Consider the following 18,525-nt stretch of genomic DNA (forward strand, 5'->3'; position numbering starts at 1 on the left):
CTGCTCATAATGTTTGGGCGGGGTGATGACTTCCATCCGTTCGGACAATAATGGGCGGAAGCTTGGGCGCGACTTGAACATCGCATACCACGCCTTGGTCTGCTCATGCCCCGTCCAGTCGATCCCGCCGAGATAATCGGCCACCGAAATTTGTGCGGCCGCGGCAAGATCGGCCATGCTCATGACCGCGCCGGACAGCCATGCACGGTGGTCAATCAGATAATCGATATAATCGAGATGCCCGTTGGCCAGCTTCATCGCTTCACGCAATATTTTGGACTCGGGCGGCTGCCGGTCGATCAGGCGCTTTTTCATCCGTTCGTGCAGAAGCGGCTGCGTCACATCGCCATAAAATTGTTCGTCAAACCACGCGACGAGCCGGCGTGTTTCGGCGCGATATTGCGCTGTGCCTGTGATCATCGGATTAGTGGCAACGGTTTCATCGATATATTCTGAAATCGCGACCGAATCGACCAAGGTGATATTGCGTTCCGGATCGCGCATCACCGGCGTGCGGCCAGCGGGATTCATGTGCAGAAACTCGTCGCGCTGTTCCCACGGATTTTCGCGCACAAGGCTGTACGGCACACCCTTTTCGCCCAAAAGGAGTCGTACCTTACGCGAAAACGGACACAGCGGATATTGATGGAGATGCCACATAGGTATCTGTTAGGACCGGTTAACCAAAATGTGAAGGGGTGCGCCACAAAAGCGCATAGATTAGTTGGATTTGGAAACTTCGCCGGGTTCCCGTTTGGCTTCCTTCGCCATTTCCGCGTCAATCTTGGCCTCGGCCGCCTTCACCCTGCGTTCGGTTTCGGCATATTGGCTGTCAAAATCCTTCTGACATCCGGCCAGCGTGAGCAACAAAATGTACGAAACAAGACGCATCAATAATCCTTTTTATACCGCACATTGACGTTGGACGTTCCGCCGCTGCCGATCTGGCTTAAGATCGAAAGCGCGGGCGTCAGGCTAATTTCCAGCTGCGTTGCGGTGTAGCCCCGCGCGTCGGTGACGATTTCGACATAGACATCATTGGTAATATATTGGCCAAAAGCCACCGCCATACCGCGCCCCGTGATGTCATCCGCGCCCAATATGCGCAGCCGGTCCAATCCCGTTGCCGACTGCAGCACGCCAAGCGGATTAAGCCCGCCCGGTCCGCCACGCAAATTGTTCAGCGATCCTGCCAATTGCACCGCCTGAATTGCGGACAGTTCGCCAATCGAATTGCCAAACAATATGCGCGCCATAATTTCATCCTGCGGCAATGCCGGGGTCGAGCTGAAGCTGATGTCGGGATTTTGGCCCGTGCCCCTGATGTTGACGCGCACCGTCGTGCCGTCGACGTCACTGGCGGCGGCGACCCGAATCGACGGGTTGGCGGCGGGGCCGCCGTTGAAGGATATCCGGCCGCTTTCCAGTTCGAACGACCGACCGGCAAAGCCCAATGTGCCGCGCACCAATTCCATATCGCCAGAAATCAACGGTGCAGCGCTGGTGCCCGTTATCCGCAATTTTGCGCCCCATTCGGATTCAAGCCCCATGCCGGTGACATATAAGTTGCCGGGCGCTTCGAGCGCGATGTCGAGTTTCCAGTTGCCGGGCAGGCTTGCGATTGCATCGGCATCACCCGACACACGCGGACGGCGAATTGACTGTTTGCGGCGGACACCTGTGAGCGTTGCAACCTTCGCCGCGCCCTGTCGGATGATTTTGAACCGCGTTTCGGGCAGGCGCAACTTACCGCGGATCAGTGCGGAACCATCCGGCGCATTGGTAACGGTGATTTGTCCAGTTGCCGTTGTCGAGATCAGCTCGCTTCGGGCAACACGTGCACGGTCGAGATCAAGGTTCAGCTGAACCGGGAAGCCTTTGGCCGAGCTAAGATTGACAATACCCTTGCCACTGATCGTCCCGTCGCCCGCCTTTGCGTTCAGCTCGGTCACGTCCAACTGGTCGTTGGTAAACAGACCGCGGATGCGCAAATTGGTCAGCCGCGTGCCATAAGCATCATTTTCGTACATCAGGTCATTGGCGCGGACAACGCCGGTCAGTTGCGGTGTTTGAACACGGCCCGAAAAATCCGCTGCGACGCCGATATTTCCGGACAGGCTCTGATCCGCCAAAGCCGCCAGCGAAAACAGCGTATCTGCTGGACCATTATAGCGCACGCCACCCGACAAGGGCGCGGCAAGCAATCGTTCGGTCCAACTGGCGGTACCGGGCGGTAGCGGCGTCAGGTCAATCTGGACACGCCCCACAGCCGCACCACGCCGCCGGATAATCGCGCGCGCATTGCCGCCATCGGGCAACAATCGCGCGACCAGACTGATATCGACAGGTTGCGAACGCGACCCCAGATTTGCGCGAACGAAGCTGCTGATTTCCAACCGTGCATCCGCGCGCGGAAACGCAGCCAAGGATGCTTGCGCCCAATCGATGCTTCCGGTGACCGTTCCGCTCAGGCCGGGAACGGGAAAGAGAGGATTCAAAGCGGCTATGTCGACCTTGTCCAACCGTGATTGGAATGACATCGTATCGCCATAGCTTCCGGCCAACCGAACCGAGCCTTGCGCCAGTTTGATGGTGCTCGGCAAAATGTCATAGCTGCCACGGCGCGGAATGATGCGGATGGGACCAGCGGTTGCGAAATCGACGCTGTTCGCCCGGCCCTTGGCAGCGATGCGCCAAAGCTGCGGGGTGAAATCTGCATTGGCGGCGACGCGGAATGGCACTTCGCTTCGGCCCTCCGCCAATATCTGCCCCGTCCCTGTCCCGTCGCGATAGTTGATCTTTGCCCGGGCGGCGGCAATCGCGATGTCGTTCAAAATGGCATTTTCCATCTGAACGTCCGCAACAATCTGCGGACTGTCATACAAAATGACGTCGGCTTTAATGATGCCGCGACCAATGGCCAGTTTTTGCGCACCGGCGAGTTCCGCATTCAACGCAACCGCATCAACGACGGCGCGTTGGAAACTGCCTTGCGCCGAAAGCTCAATTGTACCGTCAAACCCTGCGCCTGCGCCGGTGAGCGTACCGACAAAGGGACCCGCGGCGGCTTGCTGGATACGACCGGTAATGCCGATACCCGCAAAATTGCCCCGTTGGATATCAATCGTGAGGGGGCCATCGCCCGAAAGCACATCGGCATCACCGCTGATCGGACCATAATCGGTCAACCCCGTCAGTGCGACCGCATATCCCCGCTGGCTTCGCGTGACGACGCCGACCACATTCGACAAACCAACGCCAAAGCCCGGATTGGTCGCCGTGATGCGATACACCGGATCGTCAAAAGTCCCGGTCATCGCGACAGCCACCGGGCCATATCGGTTCGAATAGCCAAGCCCGTTAAAAAGTACGCGGCCACCGTCGGCAACGTAAGTTCCCGTGCCGCTGTTCAGCCGGAACAACGGCGAGACGACGGTCGCACGGGTAATCTGCAATATGCCGTTGGTGCCGTATCGAATACCGGCATCGACAAACATCTGCCCGCCCAGAAACTTTTGCGCGCCCGCACTGAACATCTGAGTGGAACGTGCCTTCAATGTGCCAACCAGCGCATAGCCTTTGCCAAAAGTAGTCTCGATATCAACGTCGGCGACCACGTTAAACAGCCCGACCGAGTTCACTTGGAAGCCGTCGACTTTCCCGTCCAACGCGGTTGTGTAAAAACCCTTATTAATATCGCCGACCAGCAAGGCCGTGGCGTTGATACGGTCTGACATGATCTTCAGATTATCCGAAAGCAGACGCCCGTTCGCGATCGCCAAATCACCGTTCAGGCGCACGTTGGTCAACAAGCCACCGGCGATCTGGTTGATACCGCTGACGCGCCGCGCGCGGGCGGCTACCGGAATAAGGAAGCGGTCAGCCGCGCCTTGCGCCTCACCGCTCAACGTCACATCCTCAAAGGTCGTAAGGCCGAATGCCAAACGCGTGGCGGTCGCGGAATAGGCGACGGTGGGCTGGGCAAATGCCCCGTTCAATAATGCCTTTCCGCGGACATTTGTGCCGCTGACGTTTGAACCGATGATGCCGGGCCGAAGCAAACGAATGTCCAGGGCAAGGTCGCGGAAACGCGCTTCGCCCAAGTCGGCAACGCCATCTGCGCGCAACTCCATCGCGGCCGAGCGCAATGTCCCGCTGATGTTCGCAGATCGTTCGGCAAAGCTTGCCGCCATGTCGATGTTCGCCACGGGCGATAATGCGCGCACCAACAGGCTGTTCGCCATCAATTTGGCGGGCGCGGCGGTGCCCTTTGCGGTGAATGTGCCTTCCCGCGCGGTCAGGGCAATGTCCGCAACTTTTTCCGCACCCATTTGCGCGGACAAAGCGCCGTCCCATTTGCGCCAGCTGCCACGGCCAGCGAGGGTCATCGTCATGGGCACGTCACGTCCCATCAGCCCGGCCACAACGCCCTTGGCCGGGGCGTCGAGGTTCAGGTCGACATCGAAACGATTATCGTCCGGCACGGCATCCAGTTTCAGGACGATGCGATCACCGCGCAGGCTGCCCGCCGTCGCGGTGACGATTGCGCGGCGATCGGCAATCTGGACCTTGCCCGACAGCGAGGCGACCTGTTCCGCGCCCGTGATGCCTTTTGCAAAGACAATACGGTCAATTTGCAGCTGACCGATATTGATATCCAAATCGGGCAACAACGGGTCGCCGCGGTCGGGCAATATGCGGAATGCCGGCATCCGCGCCACGTTGAGCGTGGGCGCGCGCAGCGAGGTGATGTTTACGCCGCTGGAGAAATAAGACAGCGGGTTCCAATCAAGCCGGATTTCCGGCGCACGGGCAAAGCCGCCCTTGGGATCGCGGAACTGGACATCGCGCAGGATGGTATCGCTGTAAATCGAACCCTCAATCTTCCCGATGCGGATGTTGAGGCCATTTTCCATTTCGAACGCAGCAATCTGCCGCGCGACAAAATTTCGTCCCGATTGCGTATCCAGCCACACATAACCGCCGGCGATCACCAGCAACAGCAATGCCATGACCGCCCCGGCCCCGATGGCTATGCGCCGCCACATCATCAAAACGCCTGTCCAATCGACACATAGACGCTGACACGCGATTCACCCGGTCGCCGGTTCACAGGCGTCGCGACATCCAGACGGATTGGGCCGAAATTTGTGTAAAAGCGCCCGCCAACCCCGACGCCCATGCGCCAGTCGTTGAACTTTGGAATGCTCGATTCATAGGCTTGGCCCGCATCGACAAAGCCGACAACGCCGTAATTGCCAAAACGATAGCGGCCTTCCAGCGAAAATTCATTCATGCTCCGGCCGCCGACCGGATCGTTATTCGGATCTTTCGGGCCAAGCTGTTGATAGCCAAAGCCACGCACCGATCCACCGCCGCCGCCATAAAAGCGCCGCGAAGGGGCAAGGTTATCGCGTGCGATGCCGGATATCGTCCCCGCGCGCGCGCGCGCGGCGACAACGATATTGTCTTTCACCGGATAATAATAAGACGCATCAAGAATGGCCCGCGCATAAATCTGCTTTCCGGTCCCAAGCGATGTCTCTGGCGACACGCGCACATTGACGCGATACCCTTTGGTCGGGTCCAGTAGATTGTCCGACCGGTCAAAGCCGACTTGCCCGGGAAGCGCCGCGACATAAAAGATCTGCCGGTCGCGAAGCCCGCGCGCGAAATCGAACTGGTCTTCTGATGTCGCCAATATTTCAGCGCCAATCGACCATGTAAATTTCTTTTGCCAGATGGGCGTCGACACGAACGACATCGTCCCGGCCAGACGCCCGGTATAGGCTTCAAAAGCGTCGTAATTGCTGTGTAAAGCGGTCAACGATATGTCGATATTGCGGTCGCGCCGTCCGGCATTCGCCCGCGCGACGGATATGCTCGCAGCTTGTTCTTTTGTCCCCACCACGCCCGCTGCGGTCAGCGATCCTTCCGGGGGAAACAGGTTGCGATGTGTCCAGCTTACATCGGCACGCAAGCCCTGCCCTGTGCCATAGCCTGCGCTGCCGGCAATGGTGCGCGGCGGTGCCGCTTCCTGCCGCACGAGCAGGTCAGCATAAGGCGTTCCATCTGGCGCGCTGCCCTCGCCCGGGACAGGTTCAACAGATACCGTCGACTGCAAGCCCGTGGCGATGAGCGCCGCGCGCAAATCGTCAACTTTCCGGCTGTCATACAGGTCGCCGGTCTTAAACCGCCGCAATATCGAGACATGGTCGGCGTCAAAAGCCGTGCTGCCTTCGGTCCGCAATTGCCCGAAATAGCTGCGTGCGCCCGTTTCCACGGGCAAGCTGTAGTCGCCAATGCCCCTGTCGCTATCCAGCAATATGTCCCGCTCGCCGACCTTTGCAAAAGGATAGCCATTTTGGGGCAACTCAACGGAAATATTCGCTTCGGCAGCCAAGATGATGTCCGCGACAATCGGATCGCCGCCTTTGGGAACAAAACTGCGGCTGATAAGATCCGCCGGCTCAACAGCGGGCGCGGCAAAAGCGATCTGCCCGAGATAGTAACGCCGTCCGGGCACAACCGTCAGGATGACGTTCAAGGGCTGGCCTTCCACAACAGATGGCTGAACCACGACACGCACATCAGCGTCGAAAAAGCCTTGCCCGTTTAGAATGTCCAATAGCAACTGACGGTCGGCGCGTGCACGTTGGCTGATTTCTGCGCGGTTTTCCGCCGTACCGTCACCATCGTTGAGCACCGACAGGCTATCAAATCTTTCGCGTACATCACGCCAAATAGCGGCTTCCACAGCGACCCCGTCGGCGTCTTTGGCAATATCGGTTGTCTTTGTGGCATCCAGCCCATCGATACGCAGTACATAACGCAACGCCCGCGTCTCACGTTCGGCAGCCTGCGTTGGTTCAGGCGGTGGTTCAACATCAAAGCTATCAATTGGCGGAAGCGGATCGTCCAGCAACGGGTCCGTAACCGGCGGATCGGGCAGGATTTCCACGGCATCGCCATCCTGCACGGCTGCGATAGCGGGATCGCCAGCGGCTTGTGCTGTCTGCTGCTGCGCCGTGCCGCCCTCTTCCTTTGCCTCTTGTTCGGCCTGCCACGCGTCGATGCTCTCCAACGGCGCGTCGTCCAGTGACGGGATGGCGGCGCCGAATTCCGCGTCGCCAATGATTGGCGTTTGCGGATCAGCGGGTGCGGGGCTCAAGACTTTCGACGGCACGGTGGATGGCGCCTGCGCGGGCACAACGGCACCGGCAGCCGGATTTTGGGCGAGCAGAGGCGCTGCGGCACAACCAAGATATAAAAAGGCAGTTAATCGGATCAAACAGACATCCCTTCGCGCCCAACGTCCCCTTATGCACAAGGTTCCATCCAGACACATCAATATCCGTTACCGTGAAGAGAATAGGATGCCAATGATAAGGCACAGGGTGAACCAATTATCTGCAGGCGGGCGCAGGTCGGCCTTGAAAGCTTTCGGGCGGTGGTGCAAAGCGCCAACCAATTCACACGCTGCATGATGGAGCATTTATGCAAGGCAAGTTGGTAACGATTTTTGGCGGCAGCGGTTTTCTGGGCCGCTATGTGGCGCAGGCGCTGTTGAACGAAGGCGCACGTATTCGTGTGGCCTGCCGCAACGTCGGTGGCGCCAATCATATCAAGCCGCTCGGCAATGTCGGACAAGTTCAATTGATGGCGGCGGATGTGCGAAAGCCAGATAGTGTTGCGCGCGCCGTGATGGACGCGGATGCGGTTATCAATCTTGTCGGCAGCTTCGACAATATGGACGCTGTGCAAAATGTTGGCGCAGGCATCGTCGCGCAGGCCGCAGCCGCCGCTGGTGTCAAAGCGCTCGTGCATGTGTCGGCCATCGGCGCCGATGCACACAGCGAAGCGGTATATGGGCAGAGCAAAGCAGGTGGCGAAGCCGCCGTGCGCGCAGCATTCCCATCAGCAGTCATCCTTCGGCCATCCATCGTCTTTGGCCGCGAAGACCAGTTCATCAACCGCTTTGCCGGAATGATCCGGTCGCTTCCCGTCATTCCCGTCATTGGGGCAGGCACGAAGTTCCAGCCGGTATTTGTGGGCGATGTCGCAAAGGCTGTTGCAAAGGCCGTGGCCCATCAGGACGGCAGCACGCTTGAATTGGGTGGTCCCGAAATATTCTCGATGATGGAGCTGAACCGCTGGATCGCCAAAGCCATCGGCCGTGCTCCCCTATTTGTGGAAGTGCCTGACGTCGCAGCAAAGCTGCTCGCAAAGGGCACGGGTTGGCTGCCGGGCGCGCCTATCACCGAAGATCAGTATAAGATGCTGGGCAAGGACAATGTCGTAACCGGCACGGATGGGCTTGCGGCCTATGGCATCGTGCCCACGCCGCTCGATACAATTGGCGCTGACTGGCTGAACATCTATCGCCGGCACGGCCGCTTTGGTGGCAGTCAGTGAGCGATTGGCTGATCGCCGTGCTCCTCGGCATTATCGAGGGGCTGACGGAGTTTCTGCCCGTATCGTCCACCGGACATCTTATACTTGCCGGTGAGCTGGTCGGATTTACCGACAACAGTTCGATTGCGTTCAAAATTGCCATCCAGCTGGGCGCAATATTGGCGGTGTTGCTGGTATATTGGCAACGCTTCTGGGCCGTCGGTATGGGGTTGTTGAAAGCACAACCCGGTCCAATCGCGTTCACGCGCAACATCCTGCTCGGCTTTGTGCCAGCTTTGCTCATCGGCGTTGTCGCGTACGACGCCATTCGCGCCGCCATGCAAACGCCGGAGATCGTCGCCATTGCGCTGATCGTCGGCGGCATCATCATATTGGTTCTTGAACGGATCGTGAAAAATGTCCGCTTCCATTCGGTTGAGGACATACCGTTCGGCACGGCCTTATCCATCGGCCTCATTCAATGCACAGCAATGCTGCCCGGGGTGAGCCGGTCAGGCGCGACGATCATGGGCGGGCTTATGATGGGCGTCGAACGCAAAACCGCGGCCGAATTTTCCTTTTTCCTTGCCGTGCCCACGATGATGGCCGCGACCGTCTACGCGCTATGGAAAGATCGCGCACTGCTGAGTGCCGATGATCTCGACATGATTGCCATTGGGTTCACTGCCGCATTTGTGGTTGCCGTGATCGTGGTGAAAGCGTTCGTGGCGCTGGTGGGCCGATATGGCTTCGCGCCATTTGCCTATTACCGAATCATTGCGGGTTCAGCCGCTTTGCTCTGGCTGGCCATGCGGTAAGGGCCGAAACGGTCATAAATATATGAAATAATATTGCGTGAGACCCTCATTTAGGCCCCAAATATACATCATATGACAGTGAAACTGTCCTATTATTCGGTTTTATAGGTGACATCCGCCGTTTGCCGCGGTAGGCGCGGCGCATATTCAAGGAGTGTGCGCTGTGGCCAAAGACCCGATGCTGAAATTTATCTCGAAACCGCAGGCCTACCCTGAAAAGCGGGCCGCGCAGCTTCGTGCAGAAGATTTTGCAGAAATCGCGGAACGTTATGCGTCCGACGACGCCGCGGATCAGGCATCGCGTTGTTCGCAATGCGGCGTGCCATATTGTTCGGTCCATTGCCCGTTGCACAACCATATCCCCGATTGGTTGCGCCTGACCGCCGAAGGGCGCTTGCGCGAGGCGTATGAGCTTTCCAATCTGACCAGCACCATGCCCGAAATTTGCGGCCGCATCTGCCCGCAAGATCGCTTGTGCGAAGGCAATTGCGTCATTGAATTTTCCGGCCACGACGCGGTGACCATTGGCTCTGTTGAAAAATATATCACCGACACCGCTTGGGAACAGGGCTGGGTCGAACCCGTTGCGGTCGGACCATCGCGTGGACAATCGGTCGGCATCATTGGCGGCGGCCCGGGTGGCCTGACGACCGCAGAATATCTGCGCGTCGCGGGATATGACGTGCATGTGTACGACCGATACGACCGTATGGGTGGCTTGCTGACCTATGGCATTCCCGGTTTTAAGCTGGAGAAAGACGTCGTCATGCGCCGCGTGAAGCGGCTTGAGGATGCGGGCATCCATTTCCATCCCAATTTCGAAGTTGGCCGTGACGCCACGCTGGACGCATTGCGCGCCAAGCATGACGCCGTGTTGATTGCGACCGGCGTGTACAAGGCGCGTGCGGTGTCGTTGCCGGGCGGCGATCTGAATGGCGTGGTGGCGGCATTGGATTATTTGACCGCATCCAACCGCAAGGGCTTTGGCGACGCTGTACCCGCTTTTGAAAGCGGCGCGCTGAATGCCGAGGGCAAGAATGTCGTCGTCATTGGCGGCGGCGACACCGCGATGGATTGCGTTCGCACCGCCATCCGCCAAGGCGCGAAGTCGGTGAAATGCCTCTACCGCCGCGACCGCGAAAATATGCCCGGTTCGCAGCGTGAAGTTGCCAATGCCGAAGAAGAAGGCGTCGAGTTTGTGTGGCTGTCCGGCCCCAAGGGCTTTGAAGGCAATGGCAAGGTCGAGCGGGTTCAGGTTTCCAAAATGCGCCTTGGTGCACCCGATGCATCGGGTCGCCGCGCGCCGGAGAATGACCCGCAAGGTGACTTCACACTGGATGCCGACCTGGTGATTACCGCACTTGGTTTCGAAGCCGAAGACCTGCCTGTATTGTTTGGCGCGGCTGACCTGAACGTCACCCGCTGGGGCACCATTCGCGTCGACCATAATACGCAGATGACCAATCTCGACGGTGTGTTCGCGATTGGCGACATCGTGCGCGGCGCGAGCCTTGTCGTCTGGGCGATCCGCGATGGCCGCGACGTGACGCAGCATATGCACAATTATCTGAAATCAAAAGCAAGCCGTGAAAAGGTTGCAGCATGACCATATTCTATCCCACCCCCGAACATGAACGCCTCGCCAATGAGGGCATGTATTATCCGGAATCCGAAGGCGATGCCTGCGGCGTTGGCTTGATTGCCGCGACCGATGGTAAGCCATCACGCCGCGTGGTGGCAGCCGGGATCGAAGCTCTGAAAGCCGTGTGGCACCGTGGTGCCGTTGATGCCGACGGCAAGACGGGTGATGGCGCCGGGCTGCATATCGACTTGCCCGTTCGCTTCTTTGACGATGCCATTGCCGACAGCGGCCACCGCCCGATGCCAAACCGTTTGGCGGTCGGCATGGTCTTCCTGCCGCGCACCGACCTGAGCGCACAAGAAAACTGCCGGACGATTGTTGAGGCTGAAATCATTGACGCGGGCTACACCATTTATGGCTGGCGTCAGGTGCCGGTCGACGTGTCGGTTATCGGCACCAAGGCGCAGGCGACACGGCCCGAAATCGAACAGATCATGATCGCGGGCCCAATGCCCGATGCGGTGGACGCGACCGAGTTTGAAAAGAATCTGTATCTCGTCCGCCGCCGGATTGAGAAGAAAATCATCGCCGCGCAAATTCGCGATTTCTACATCTGCTCGCTGTCGTGCCGGTCGATTGTCTACAAGGGCCTGTTCCTCGCAGAAAGCCTTTCGGTCTTTTACCCCGATCTTCAGGACGACCGTTTTGAAAGCCGCGTTGCGATTTTCCACCAGCGTTATTCGACCAACACTTTCCCCCAATGGTGGTTGGCGCAGCCGTTCCGCGGCCTTGCCCATAATGGCGAAATCAACACGATCCGTGGCAACCAGAATTGGATGAAGAGCCACGAAATCAAAATGGCCAGCATCGCCTTTGGCGCGCAGTCTGATGATATTAAGCCCGTCATTCCAGCAGGTTCATCGGACACTGCAGCGCTTGATGCCGTGTTCGAAACATTGGTCCGTTCGGGCAAGGAAGCACCAACGGCAAAGCTGATGCTGATCCCCGAAGCATGGCAGTCAAACCCCAATCTGCCCGCGTCCCACCGCGCAATGTATGAATATATGTCCAGCGTCATGGAACCATGGGATGGCCCCGCTGCGCTGGCCATGACCGATGGCCATTGGGCCGTTGCAGGCGTTGACCGCAACGCCCTTCGCCCGCTGCGCTACAGCCGCACGTCGGACAATTTGCTCGTCATCGGTTCCGAAACCGGCATGGTCGTTCTTCCCGAAACGACAATATTGGAAAAGGGCCGCCTTGGTCCCGGCCAAATGATTGCCGTCAACCTCGACGAAGGCAAATTGTACCGCGATGGCGAGTTGAAAGACCGCATCTCGGCAGAGCAGGATTATGGCGCACTCGTGCGTGGTTTCCGTACCATCACCGACTTGCCCGACGTCGGGCAGGATGATGCCCCGGCGTGGTCGCGCGCGGAACTGACCAAGCGTCAGGTCGCCGCGGGCATGACGCTTGAAGATGTCGAAATGATCCTCGCGCCGATGATCGAGGATGGCAAGGAAGCCATTGGATCGATGGGCGATGACACGCCGCTCGCCGTCATCAGCGATAAGCCGCGCCTGATCAGCCAATTCTTCCGTCAGAATTTCAGCCAGGTGACAAACCCGCCCATCGACAGTCTGCGCGAGCGGCATGTGATGAGCCTCAAAACGCGCTTCTCGAACCTTGCCAACATTTTGGAAGAGAAGAGCCAGAACGCCGACGTGCTTGTCCTCGCCAGCCCCGTCCTCACGTCGCACGACTGGCGCCGGTTAAAGTCTGCCTTTGGCGCAGCGGGCGCAGAAATTGACTGCACCTATGATATTTCCGAAGGACAAGAGGGTCTTCGCGCGGCCATAACGCGGATCCGTGAAGAAGCCGTCGCCGCCGTGCGCATGGGCAAATCCGAATTGTTCCTGACCGACGAAAATATCAGCGCCGACCGCGTTGGTATTGCCATGATCCTCGCCGCTGCCGCGGTGCACACGCATTTGGTGCGCAATGGTTTGCGCAGCTATTCGTCGATCAACATTCGCTCTGCCGAATGTCTCGACACGCATTATTTCGCAGTGCTTATTGGCGTTGGCGCAACCACGGTAAACGCATATCTGGCCGAAGCCGCGATTGGCGACCGCCATGCGCGCGGACTATTGGGTGGTTTGGCCCTGACCCAAGCGGTCGAAAATTACCGCACCGCCATCAATGAAGGGCTTTTGAAGATCATGTCCAAAATGGGCATCGCGGTCATCTCCAGCTATCGTGGCGGCTATAATTTCGAAGCGGTTGGCCTGTCACGTGCCTTGGTCAACGACTTCTTCCCCGGAATGCCGAACAAGATTTCGGGCGAAGGCTATCATTCGTTATATGTGAACGCGCGGGATCGCCATGAAGAGGCGTTTGATACGGCGGTTGCACGCTTGCCCGTGGGCGGTTTTTACAAGCAACGCAATGGCGGCGAAGAGCATGCCTATTCGGCGGGGCTGATGCATCTTTTGCAAAGCGCGGTCGCAAATGACAGCTATTCGACCTACACACAATTTGCCCAAGGCGTGCGGGAACTGCCGCCGATTTACTTGCGCGATTTGTTGGAGTTTAACTTCGCCAAGGAACCTGTCGCGATTGATGAAGTCGAAGCGATCACCGAAATTCGCAAACGCTTTGTCACGCCGGGCATGTCGCTTGGCGCTTTGTCGCCTGAGGCGCATGAGACACTCGCGATTGCCATGAACCGGATTGGCGCAAAGGCTGTGTCCGGCGAAGGCGGCGAAGACAGCAAGCGGTTCAAGCCCTATGAAAATGGCGACAATGCCAACAGCGTCATCAAACAAATCGCCAGTGGCCGTTTTGGCGTAACCGCCGAATATCTTGGCGCGTGCGAAGAAATTGAAATCAAGGTCGCTCAGGGCGCAAAGCCCGGCGAAGGTGGCCAATTGCCCGGTTTTAAGGTCACGGAAATGATTGCGCGTCTGCGGCATTCGACGCCGGGCGTGACGCTCATTTCGCCGCCACCGCACCATGACATTTACTCGATCGAAGACCTTGCCCAGCTGATCTACGATCTAAAGCAAATCAACCCGCGCGCACGGGTGTGCGTCAAGCTGGTCAGTGCAGCGGGCATCGGCACCATCGCCGCGGGTGTGGCAAAAGCGCATGCCGACGTCATCCTCGTTTCGGGCAATGTTGGCGGAACCGGCGCAAGCCCGCAAACCAGCATCAAATATGCAGGGACACCATGGGAAATGGGGCTGTCCGAAGCCAATCAGGTGCTGACGCTCAACGGACTGCGGCATCGTATCAAGCTGCGGACCGATGGCGGGCTGAAAACCGGACGCGACATTGTGATTGCCGCAATCTTGGGCGCTGAAGAATTTGGCATCGGCACGCTCAGCCTGGTCGCCATGGGTTGCATCATGGTGCGCCAGTGCCATTCCAACACCTGCCCCGTCGGGGTCTGTGTTCAGGACGAAGCCTTGCGCAAGAAATTCACGGGAACCCCGGAAAAGGTCATCAACCTGATGACCTTCATTGCCGAGGAAGTGCGCGAGATTCTAGCCAAGCTTGGCTATCGCAGCTTGGATGAAGTCATTGGCCGTACTGAACTGCTGCGTCAGGTTAGCCGCGGTGCGGAGCATTTGGACGATCTCGATCTCAACCCCATCCTTGCCAAGGTCGATGCGCCCGACAGCGCGCGCCGCTTCAGCATCCCGACATTCCGCAATGAAGTGCCCGACAGCCTTGATGCGCAAATGATCCATGACGCAAAGCCGGTGTTCGAACGGCGCGAGAAAATGCAGCTGACCTATAATGTCCGCAACACCCATCGCGCGGTTGGTACGCGGTTCAGTTCCGAAATCACGAGGCTGTATGGGATGAAGGGCCTTTCCGAAGGACATGTCCATGTCCGCTTGCGTGGTTCGGCGGGACAATCGCTTGGCGCATTCCTGTGTCAGGGCATTACCTTGGAAGTGTTTGGCGACGCCAATGACTATGTCGGCAAGGGGCTTTCGGGCGGCACCATCATCGTGCGGCCAACGGTCAGCAGCCCGCTCACCAGTCAGCAGAACAGCATCATCGGCAACACTGTGCTCTATGGCGCGACTTCCGGACGGCTCTTGGCGGCAGGACAGGCCGGCGAGCGCTTTGCCGTCCGCAACTCCGGCGCGCATGTCGTGGTCGAAGGCTGCGGATCAAACGGTCTCGAATATATGACCGGCGGCATGGCGGTTATCTTGGGCAAGGTTGGCAGCAACTTTGGTGCAGGGATGACCGGCGGCATGGCATTTGTGCTCGACACCGAAGGCGATTTTGCAAAGATGGCCAACCCGGACAGCATTGTCTGGCAACGGCTCGACAGCGCCTATTGGGAAGACCAGCTGAAGTCGCTGGTCGCCGCGCATGCCCAAGCTACCGACAGCGCATGGTCGAAATCGTTGCTGGAAGATTGGGACCGCAGGCGCGGTGAATTCTGGCAGATATGCCCGAAGGAAATGCTGACCCGCTTAAGCCAGCCGCTTTCCGACCATGAGGTGTTGGAAGCCGCGGAATAGGTGGCGCCTGACATTGCCAAAGCGCCTTGCAATGGCGTAATGCTTGGCAATGTCGTCCGCAGAACCCAAGACCCCAACCGGTTTCCCGTCCGAGGCGGACGCCGATGCGCGGCTGACGGCGGACCGTTTTGACATCATCGCCCTGATTGCCAAAGCGGATCGACGGCGTGAGGCCGGTGACCGCCGGGCCGCCAATGCTTATTATAGTGCCGCCATTCGCACGGCCGCCGCGCGGCCATCGTCCGACCCCGCAGTTGCGACAGAAATTGCGCGCGCGCACGTTGCGGTCACATGGCTGGCGGATCTGTTCCGTCAAACATTGATCGATGGAATGCGCGCAGCAGGCTTTTCGCGCGAACAGCAGCATCCACGATTTCGCCAATCGCTCGATATGATGTTTGGCGATGTGCAGCGACCTGCGGAATATCGGCAGTTTCCGCAAAAGCCGATGGCACATTATTATCCCGATATGACCCATGTCGAATTTGCCGACACAAAAGCATGGGACTGGGTGGCACAGCTGGAGGCTGTGTTCCCCGACATGCAGCGTGAGGCGCTTTCCTTGCTGGCGCAGCATGACGGTTTTCAGCCTTATATGAAAATGGCCAACGCCCGGCCGCAGCAGGACCATCATGGCCTGTTGGAAAATGCGGACTGGAGCACATTGCATCTGTGGCAAAATGGCGCGGCAGTGGACGAACATATCGCGCGTTGCCCGAACATTTATCGCGCCGTGATGGACCATGTGCCGCTATGTCACATTGGCCCGCGCGCGCCGTCTGTGATGCTCTCGCTTTTGCGGCCCGGCGCGAAAATCCCGCCGCATAGCGGCATGTTGAACAGCCGCTTTATCTGCCATTTGCCTTTGGTCGTTCCGCCCAACTGCGGCTTTCGCGTCGGTGGCTCGACGATTGAATGGCAGGAAGGCAAAGTCATCGCCTTTGATGACAGTGTCGAACATGAGGCGTGGAACAACAGCGCCTATGACCGGCTGGTGTTGATATTCGATATCTGGCGGCCCGAGCTTTCACAAAGCGAGCGTGATCAAATCACCGCGATGTTCGATATCGTCGACAATTACCGCTGACCACTCAGCCACTGGCCAAGGGCGCAGGGGAATTGCGGAAGGGTCTGGTCAATTGCGTTCGCCCCTGCTTTAGTCCGCACATTGTTATTTCGAGGAGACGCCCTATGCGCAAATTGTTACTCGCTGGATCGATTTTGGCCCTTGCCGTTCCGGCGCATGCCGACGCCAATGGTGACCTTGTCACGCTGGTGAATGATGTGTGGGCGGCTTCGTTGAAGGAACAGCCGGTCTATGCCAGCGCGCTGGGCGTGAATGATTATGCATCGGAACTTGGCGACTACACCTTGGCCGCACAGGACCGCCGCGCCGCCGATGCCGCGAAGTTTCTTGCGCGGCTCAATGCCATCCCGTCCGATTCACTGAATGCCGCATCAAAGGTTGAGGCAGGCATATTACGCCGTGCGCTGAACTCGACAATTGAGGGCAACAGTTTCGGGCAACGCGCGATCAATTTCACAACCTATTCCAGCTGGCACCAGCAACTTGCGGGCATGGCGCAAAATCTGCCGTTTCGCACCAAGGCGGATTTTGAAAGCTACAATGCACGGCTCGCCCAATATGCGCGCGTGAATGATGAAAATATCGCGGTGGCCAATGTCGCGATCAAGGGCAAATATACCCAGCCCTGCGTCACGCTAAAGGGTTTTGAAGGAACGATCAGCGGGCTGATTACGACCGACGTAAACAAGTCGCGCTTCTTCGAACCTTATGCGAAAAAGCGGCCCGCGGGCGTTTCCGAAGCGGACTTTGCAAGCCTTGCCAAAGCGGCCGAAGCCACGATCCGCACGGTCATTCACCCCGCGCTGAACAAACAACTCGCATGGTATACCGCCAGCTACAAGCCAGCGTGCGCCACAGCACCCGGCGTGTCTGCGCAACCGGGCGGTGCCAAATATTACGCGTTCCGGGTTCGTGAAGAAACAACGACGTCCCTGACCGCAGAGCAGATCCACCAAATTGGCCTGAACGAAGTGGCGCGCATTCGCGCCGAGATGGTCGAGGTCGCATCACAGGCGGGCTACCCAAGCCGCGAAGCCTTTATCCAACATTTGCGGACCGACCCGCAATATTACGCCAAGACACCCGAAGAGCTGATGGAAAAAGTCGCGCGGGTGACCAAGATCATCGATGGCAAAATGCCCAGCTTGTTCGGCCGCCTGCCCCGCCTGCCCTATGGCATAAAGGAAATTCCGGCGGAAACAGCCGAAGGCACCACGACGGCTTATTATAATCCGGGTTCGCCCGAAATCGGCATCTCCGGAACCTATTTCGTCAACACGTCGAAACTGAACCAGCGCCCGTTCTGGGAAATTCCGGCCTTGTCGGTGCATGAGGGAGTCCCCGGACATCACCACCAAATCGCGTTGCAGCAAGAACTGCCCTTGTCGGACTTCCGCAAATATGGCGCATTCTTCACCGCCTTTACCGAAGGCTGGGGCCTCTATTCCGAACGGTTGGGCATCGAAATGGGCCTATATGATACGCCGGCCAAAGACATGGGCCGTCTGTCTTATGAAATGTGGCGCGCATGCCGCTTGGTCGTCGACACCGGCATTCATGCCAAGGGTTGGAGCAAGCAGCAGGCGATCGATTTCATGACCGACAACAGCGCGCTGTCGGCCGCCAATATCGAAGCCGAGGTCAACCGCTACATCAGCTGGCCCGGTCAGGCGCTGGCCTATAAATTGGGCGAGCTGAAGATCCGGGAATTGCGGACCATGGCGACCAAAGAGCTTGGCCCGAAATTCAACCTTGCGGCGTTCCATGACGCGGTGCTGGGCCAAGGCTCAGTCCCGCTCGATGTATTGGAGCAGCAGATTAAGGATTGGGTCGCCGCGGAAAAAGCGAAGGGCTAAGCCCGCTTATTTGGGCTCAGGCAGCGGCTCTGCGTCGGCAGATGCCGCTTCCTTGGCATCCAGTTCCGCCTGCAGCTTCGCCTCGCGTTCGGCGCGGCCCTTTTCAAATTCGGTCACGCGTGCTTCGACTTCGGCAGCCTCTGCATCGATGCCCGCCATGCGCTTGGCGCGTTCGGCGGCGATCAGGCGGCCAAAGACAATGCCGGGGTCTTGCGCTTTTTCGGCATAGGCGCGGTCAATT

Annotated in this window: 10 protein-coding genes and 1 pseudogene; 6 read left to right on the top strand and 5 right to left on the bottom strand. The window is 58.4% G+C overall.

The window, feature by feature from the left end; all coding sequences use genetic code 11:
• From ACILQA_RS04175 to ACILQA_RS04190, 4 genes are all read right to left on the bottom strand, one after another.
• Positions 1–660, bottom strand: a 660-nt coding sequence (locus ACILQA_RS04175; RefSeq protein WP_395628556.1) for a glutathione S-transferase family protein, incomplete at its 3' end; no start/stop codon positions are given.
• A 60-nt stretch (positions 661–720) separates the two neighbouring features.
• Positions 721–891 (bottom strand): hypothetical protein, encoded by a 171-nt coding sequence (locus ACILQA_RS04180; RefSeq protein ID WP_395628557.1) that lies wholly within the window; start codon positions 889–891, stop codon positions 721–723.
• A complete protein-coding gene (locus tag ACILQA_RS04185; RefSeq protein WP_395628558.1) occupies positions 891–5,051 on the bottom strand; it encodes a translocation/assembly module TamB domain-containing protein in 4,161 nt (1,386 codons plus the stop codon). The genes ACILQA_RS04180 and ACILQA_RS04185 overlap by 1 nt, the downstream gene beginning before the upstream one ends.
• Positions 5,051–7,291 (bottom strand): autotransporter assembly complex family protein, encoded by a 2,241-nt coding sequence (locus ACILQA_RS04190; RefSeq protein ID WP_395628559.1) that lies wholly within the window; start codon positions 7,289–7,291, stop codon positions 5,051–5,053. Before ACILQA_RS04190 ends, ACILQA_RS04185 begins: the two co-directional genes overlap by 1 nt.
• A 206-nt stretch (positions 7,292–7,497) precedes the next feature.
• Here ACILQA_RS04190 and ACILQA_RS04195 point away from each other — a divergent pair, with 206 nt between their 5' ends.
• From ACILQA_RS04195 to ACILQA_RS04220, 6 genes are all read left to right on the top strand, one after another.
• The gene (locus ACILQA_RS04195; RefSeq protein ID WP_395628560.1) at positions 7,498–8,415 is read left to right on the top strand and encodes a complex I NDUFA9 subunit family protein; all 918 of its coding nucleotides are present in this window, start codon (positions 7,498–7,500) and stop codon (positions 8,413–8,415) included.
• A complete protein-coding gene (locus tag ACILQA_RS04200; protein WP_395628561.1) occupies positions 8,412–9,212 on the top strand; it encodes an undecaprenyl-diphosphate phosphatase in 801 nt (266 codons plus the stop codon). Before ACILQA_RS04195 ends, ACILQA_RS04200 begins: the two co-directional genes overlap by 4 nt.
• Positions 9,213–9,375: 163 nt before the next feature.
• Positions 9,376–10,818, top strand: a complete 1,443-nt coding sequence (locus tag ACILQA_RS04205; RefSeq protein ID WP_395628562.1) for an NAD(P)-dependent oxidoreductase — start codon at positions 9,376–9,378, stop codon at positions 10,816–10,818.
• Entirely contained in the window at positions 10,815–15,341 is a 4,527-nt protein-coding gene (gene gltB, locus ACILQA_RS04210; RefSeq protein ID WP_395628563.1) for a glutamate synthase large subunit, read from the top strand. Before ACILQA_RS04205 ends, gltB begins: the two co-directional genes overlap by 4 nt.
• A 49-nt stretch (positions 15,342–15,390) precedes the next feature.
• Positions 15,391–16,428 carry an aspartyl/asparaginyl beta-hydroxylase domain-containing protein gene (locus ACILQA_RS04215; protein WP_395628564.1) on the top strand — a complete coding sequence of 346 codons (1,038 nt, stop codon included), beginning with the start codon at positions 15,391–15,393 and terminating at the stop codon, positions 16,426–16,428.
• A 104-nt stretch (positions 16,429–16,532) separates the two neighbouring features.
• Positions 16,533–18,284, top strand: coding sequence for a DUF885 domain-containing protein (locus tag ACILQA_RS04220; protein ID WP_395628565.1), 1,752 nt, complete (start codon positions 16,533–16,535; stop codon positions 18,282–18,284).
• A 6-nt stretch (positions 18,285–18,290) separates the two neighbouring features.
• Here the strand turns inward: ACILQA_RS04220 and ACILQA_RS04225 are convergent.
• Positions 18,291–18,525: pseudogene (locus ACILQA_RS04225) on the bottom strand (hypothetical protein); the annotation flags it as partial.

The organism is Sphingorhabdus sp., from assembly GCF_044239005.1.
GTDB lineage: Bacteria > Pseudomonadota > Alphaproteobacteria > Sphingomonadales > Sphingomonadaceae > Sphingorhabdus_B.

Bases quoted from the DNA above. Each gene is read 5' to 3' on its own strand.
- ACILQA_RS04215 (WP_395628564.1), top strand. From the start codon at position 15,391: ATGTCGTCCGCAGAACCCAAGACCCCAACCGGTTTCCCGTCCGAGGCG.
- ACILQA_RS04195 (WP_395628560.1), top strand. From the start codon at position 7,498: ATGCAAGGCAAGTTGGTAACGATTTTTGGCGGCAGCGGTTTTCTGGGC.
- ACILQA_RS04180 (WP_395628557.1), bottom strand. From the start codon at position 891: ATGCGTCTTGTTTCGTACATTTTGTTGCTCACGCTGGCCGGATGTCAG.
- ACILQA_RS04220 (WP_395628565.1), top strand. From the start codon at position 16,533: ATGCGCAAATTGTTACTCGCTGGATCGATTTTGGCCCTTGCCGTTCCG.
- ACILQA_RS04185 (WP_395628558.1), bottom strand. From the start codon at position 5,051: ATGATGTGGCGGCGCATAGCCATCGGGGCCGGGGCGGTCATGGCATTG.
- gltB (WP_395628563.1), top strand. From the start codon at position 10,815: ATGACCATATTCTATCCCACCCCCGAACATGAACGCCTCGCCAATGAG.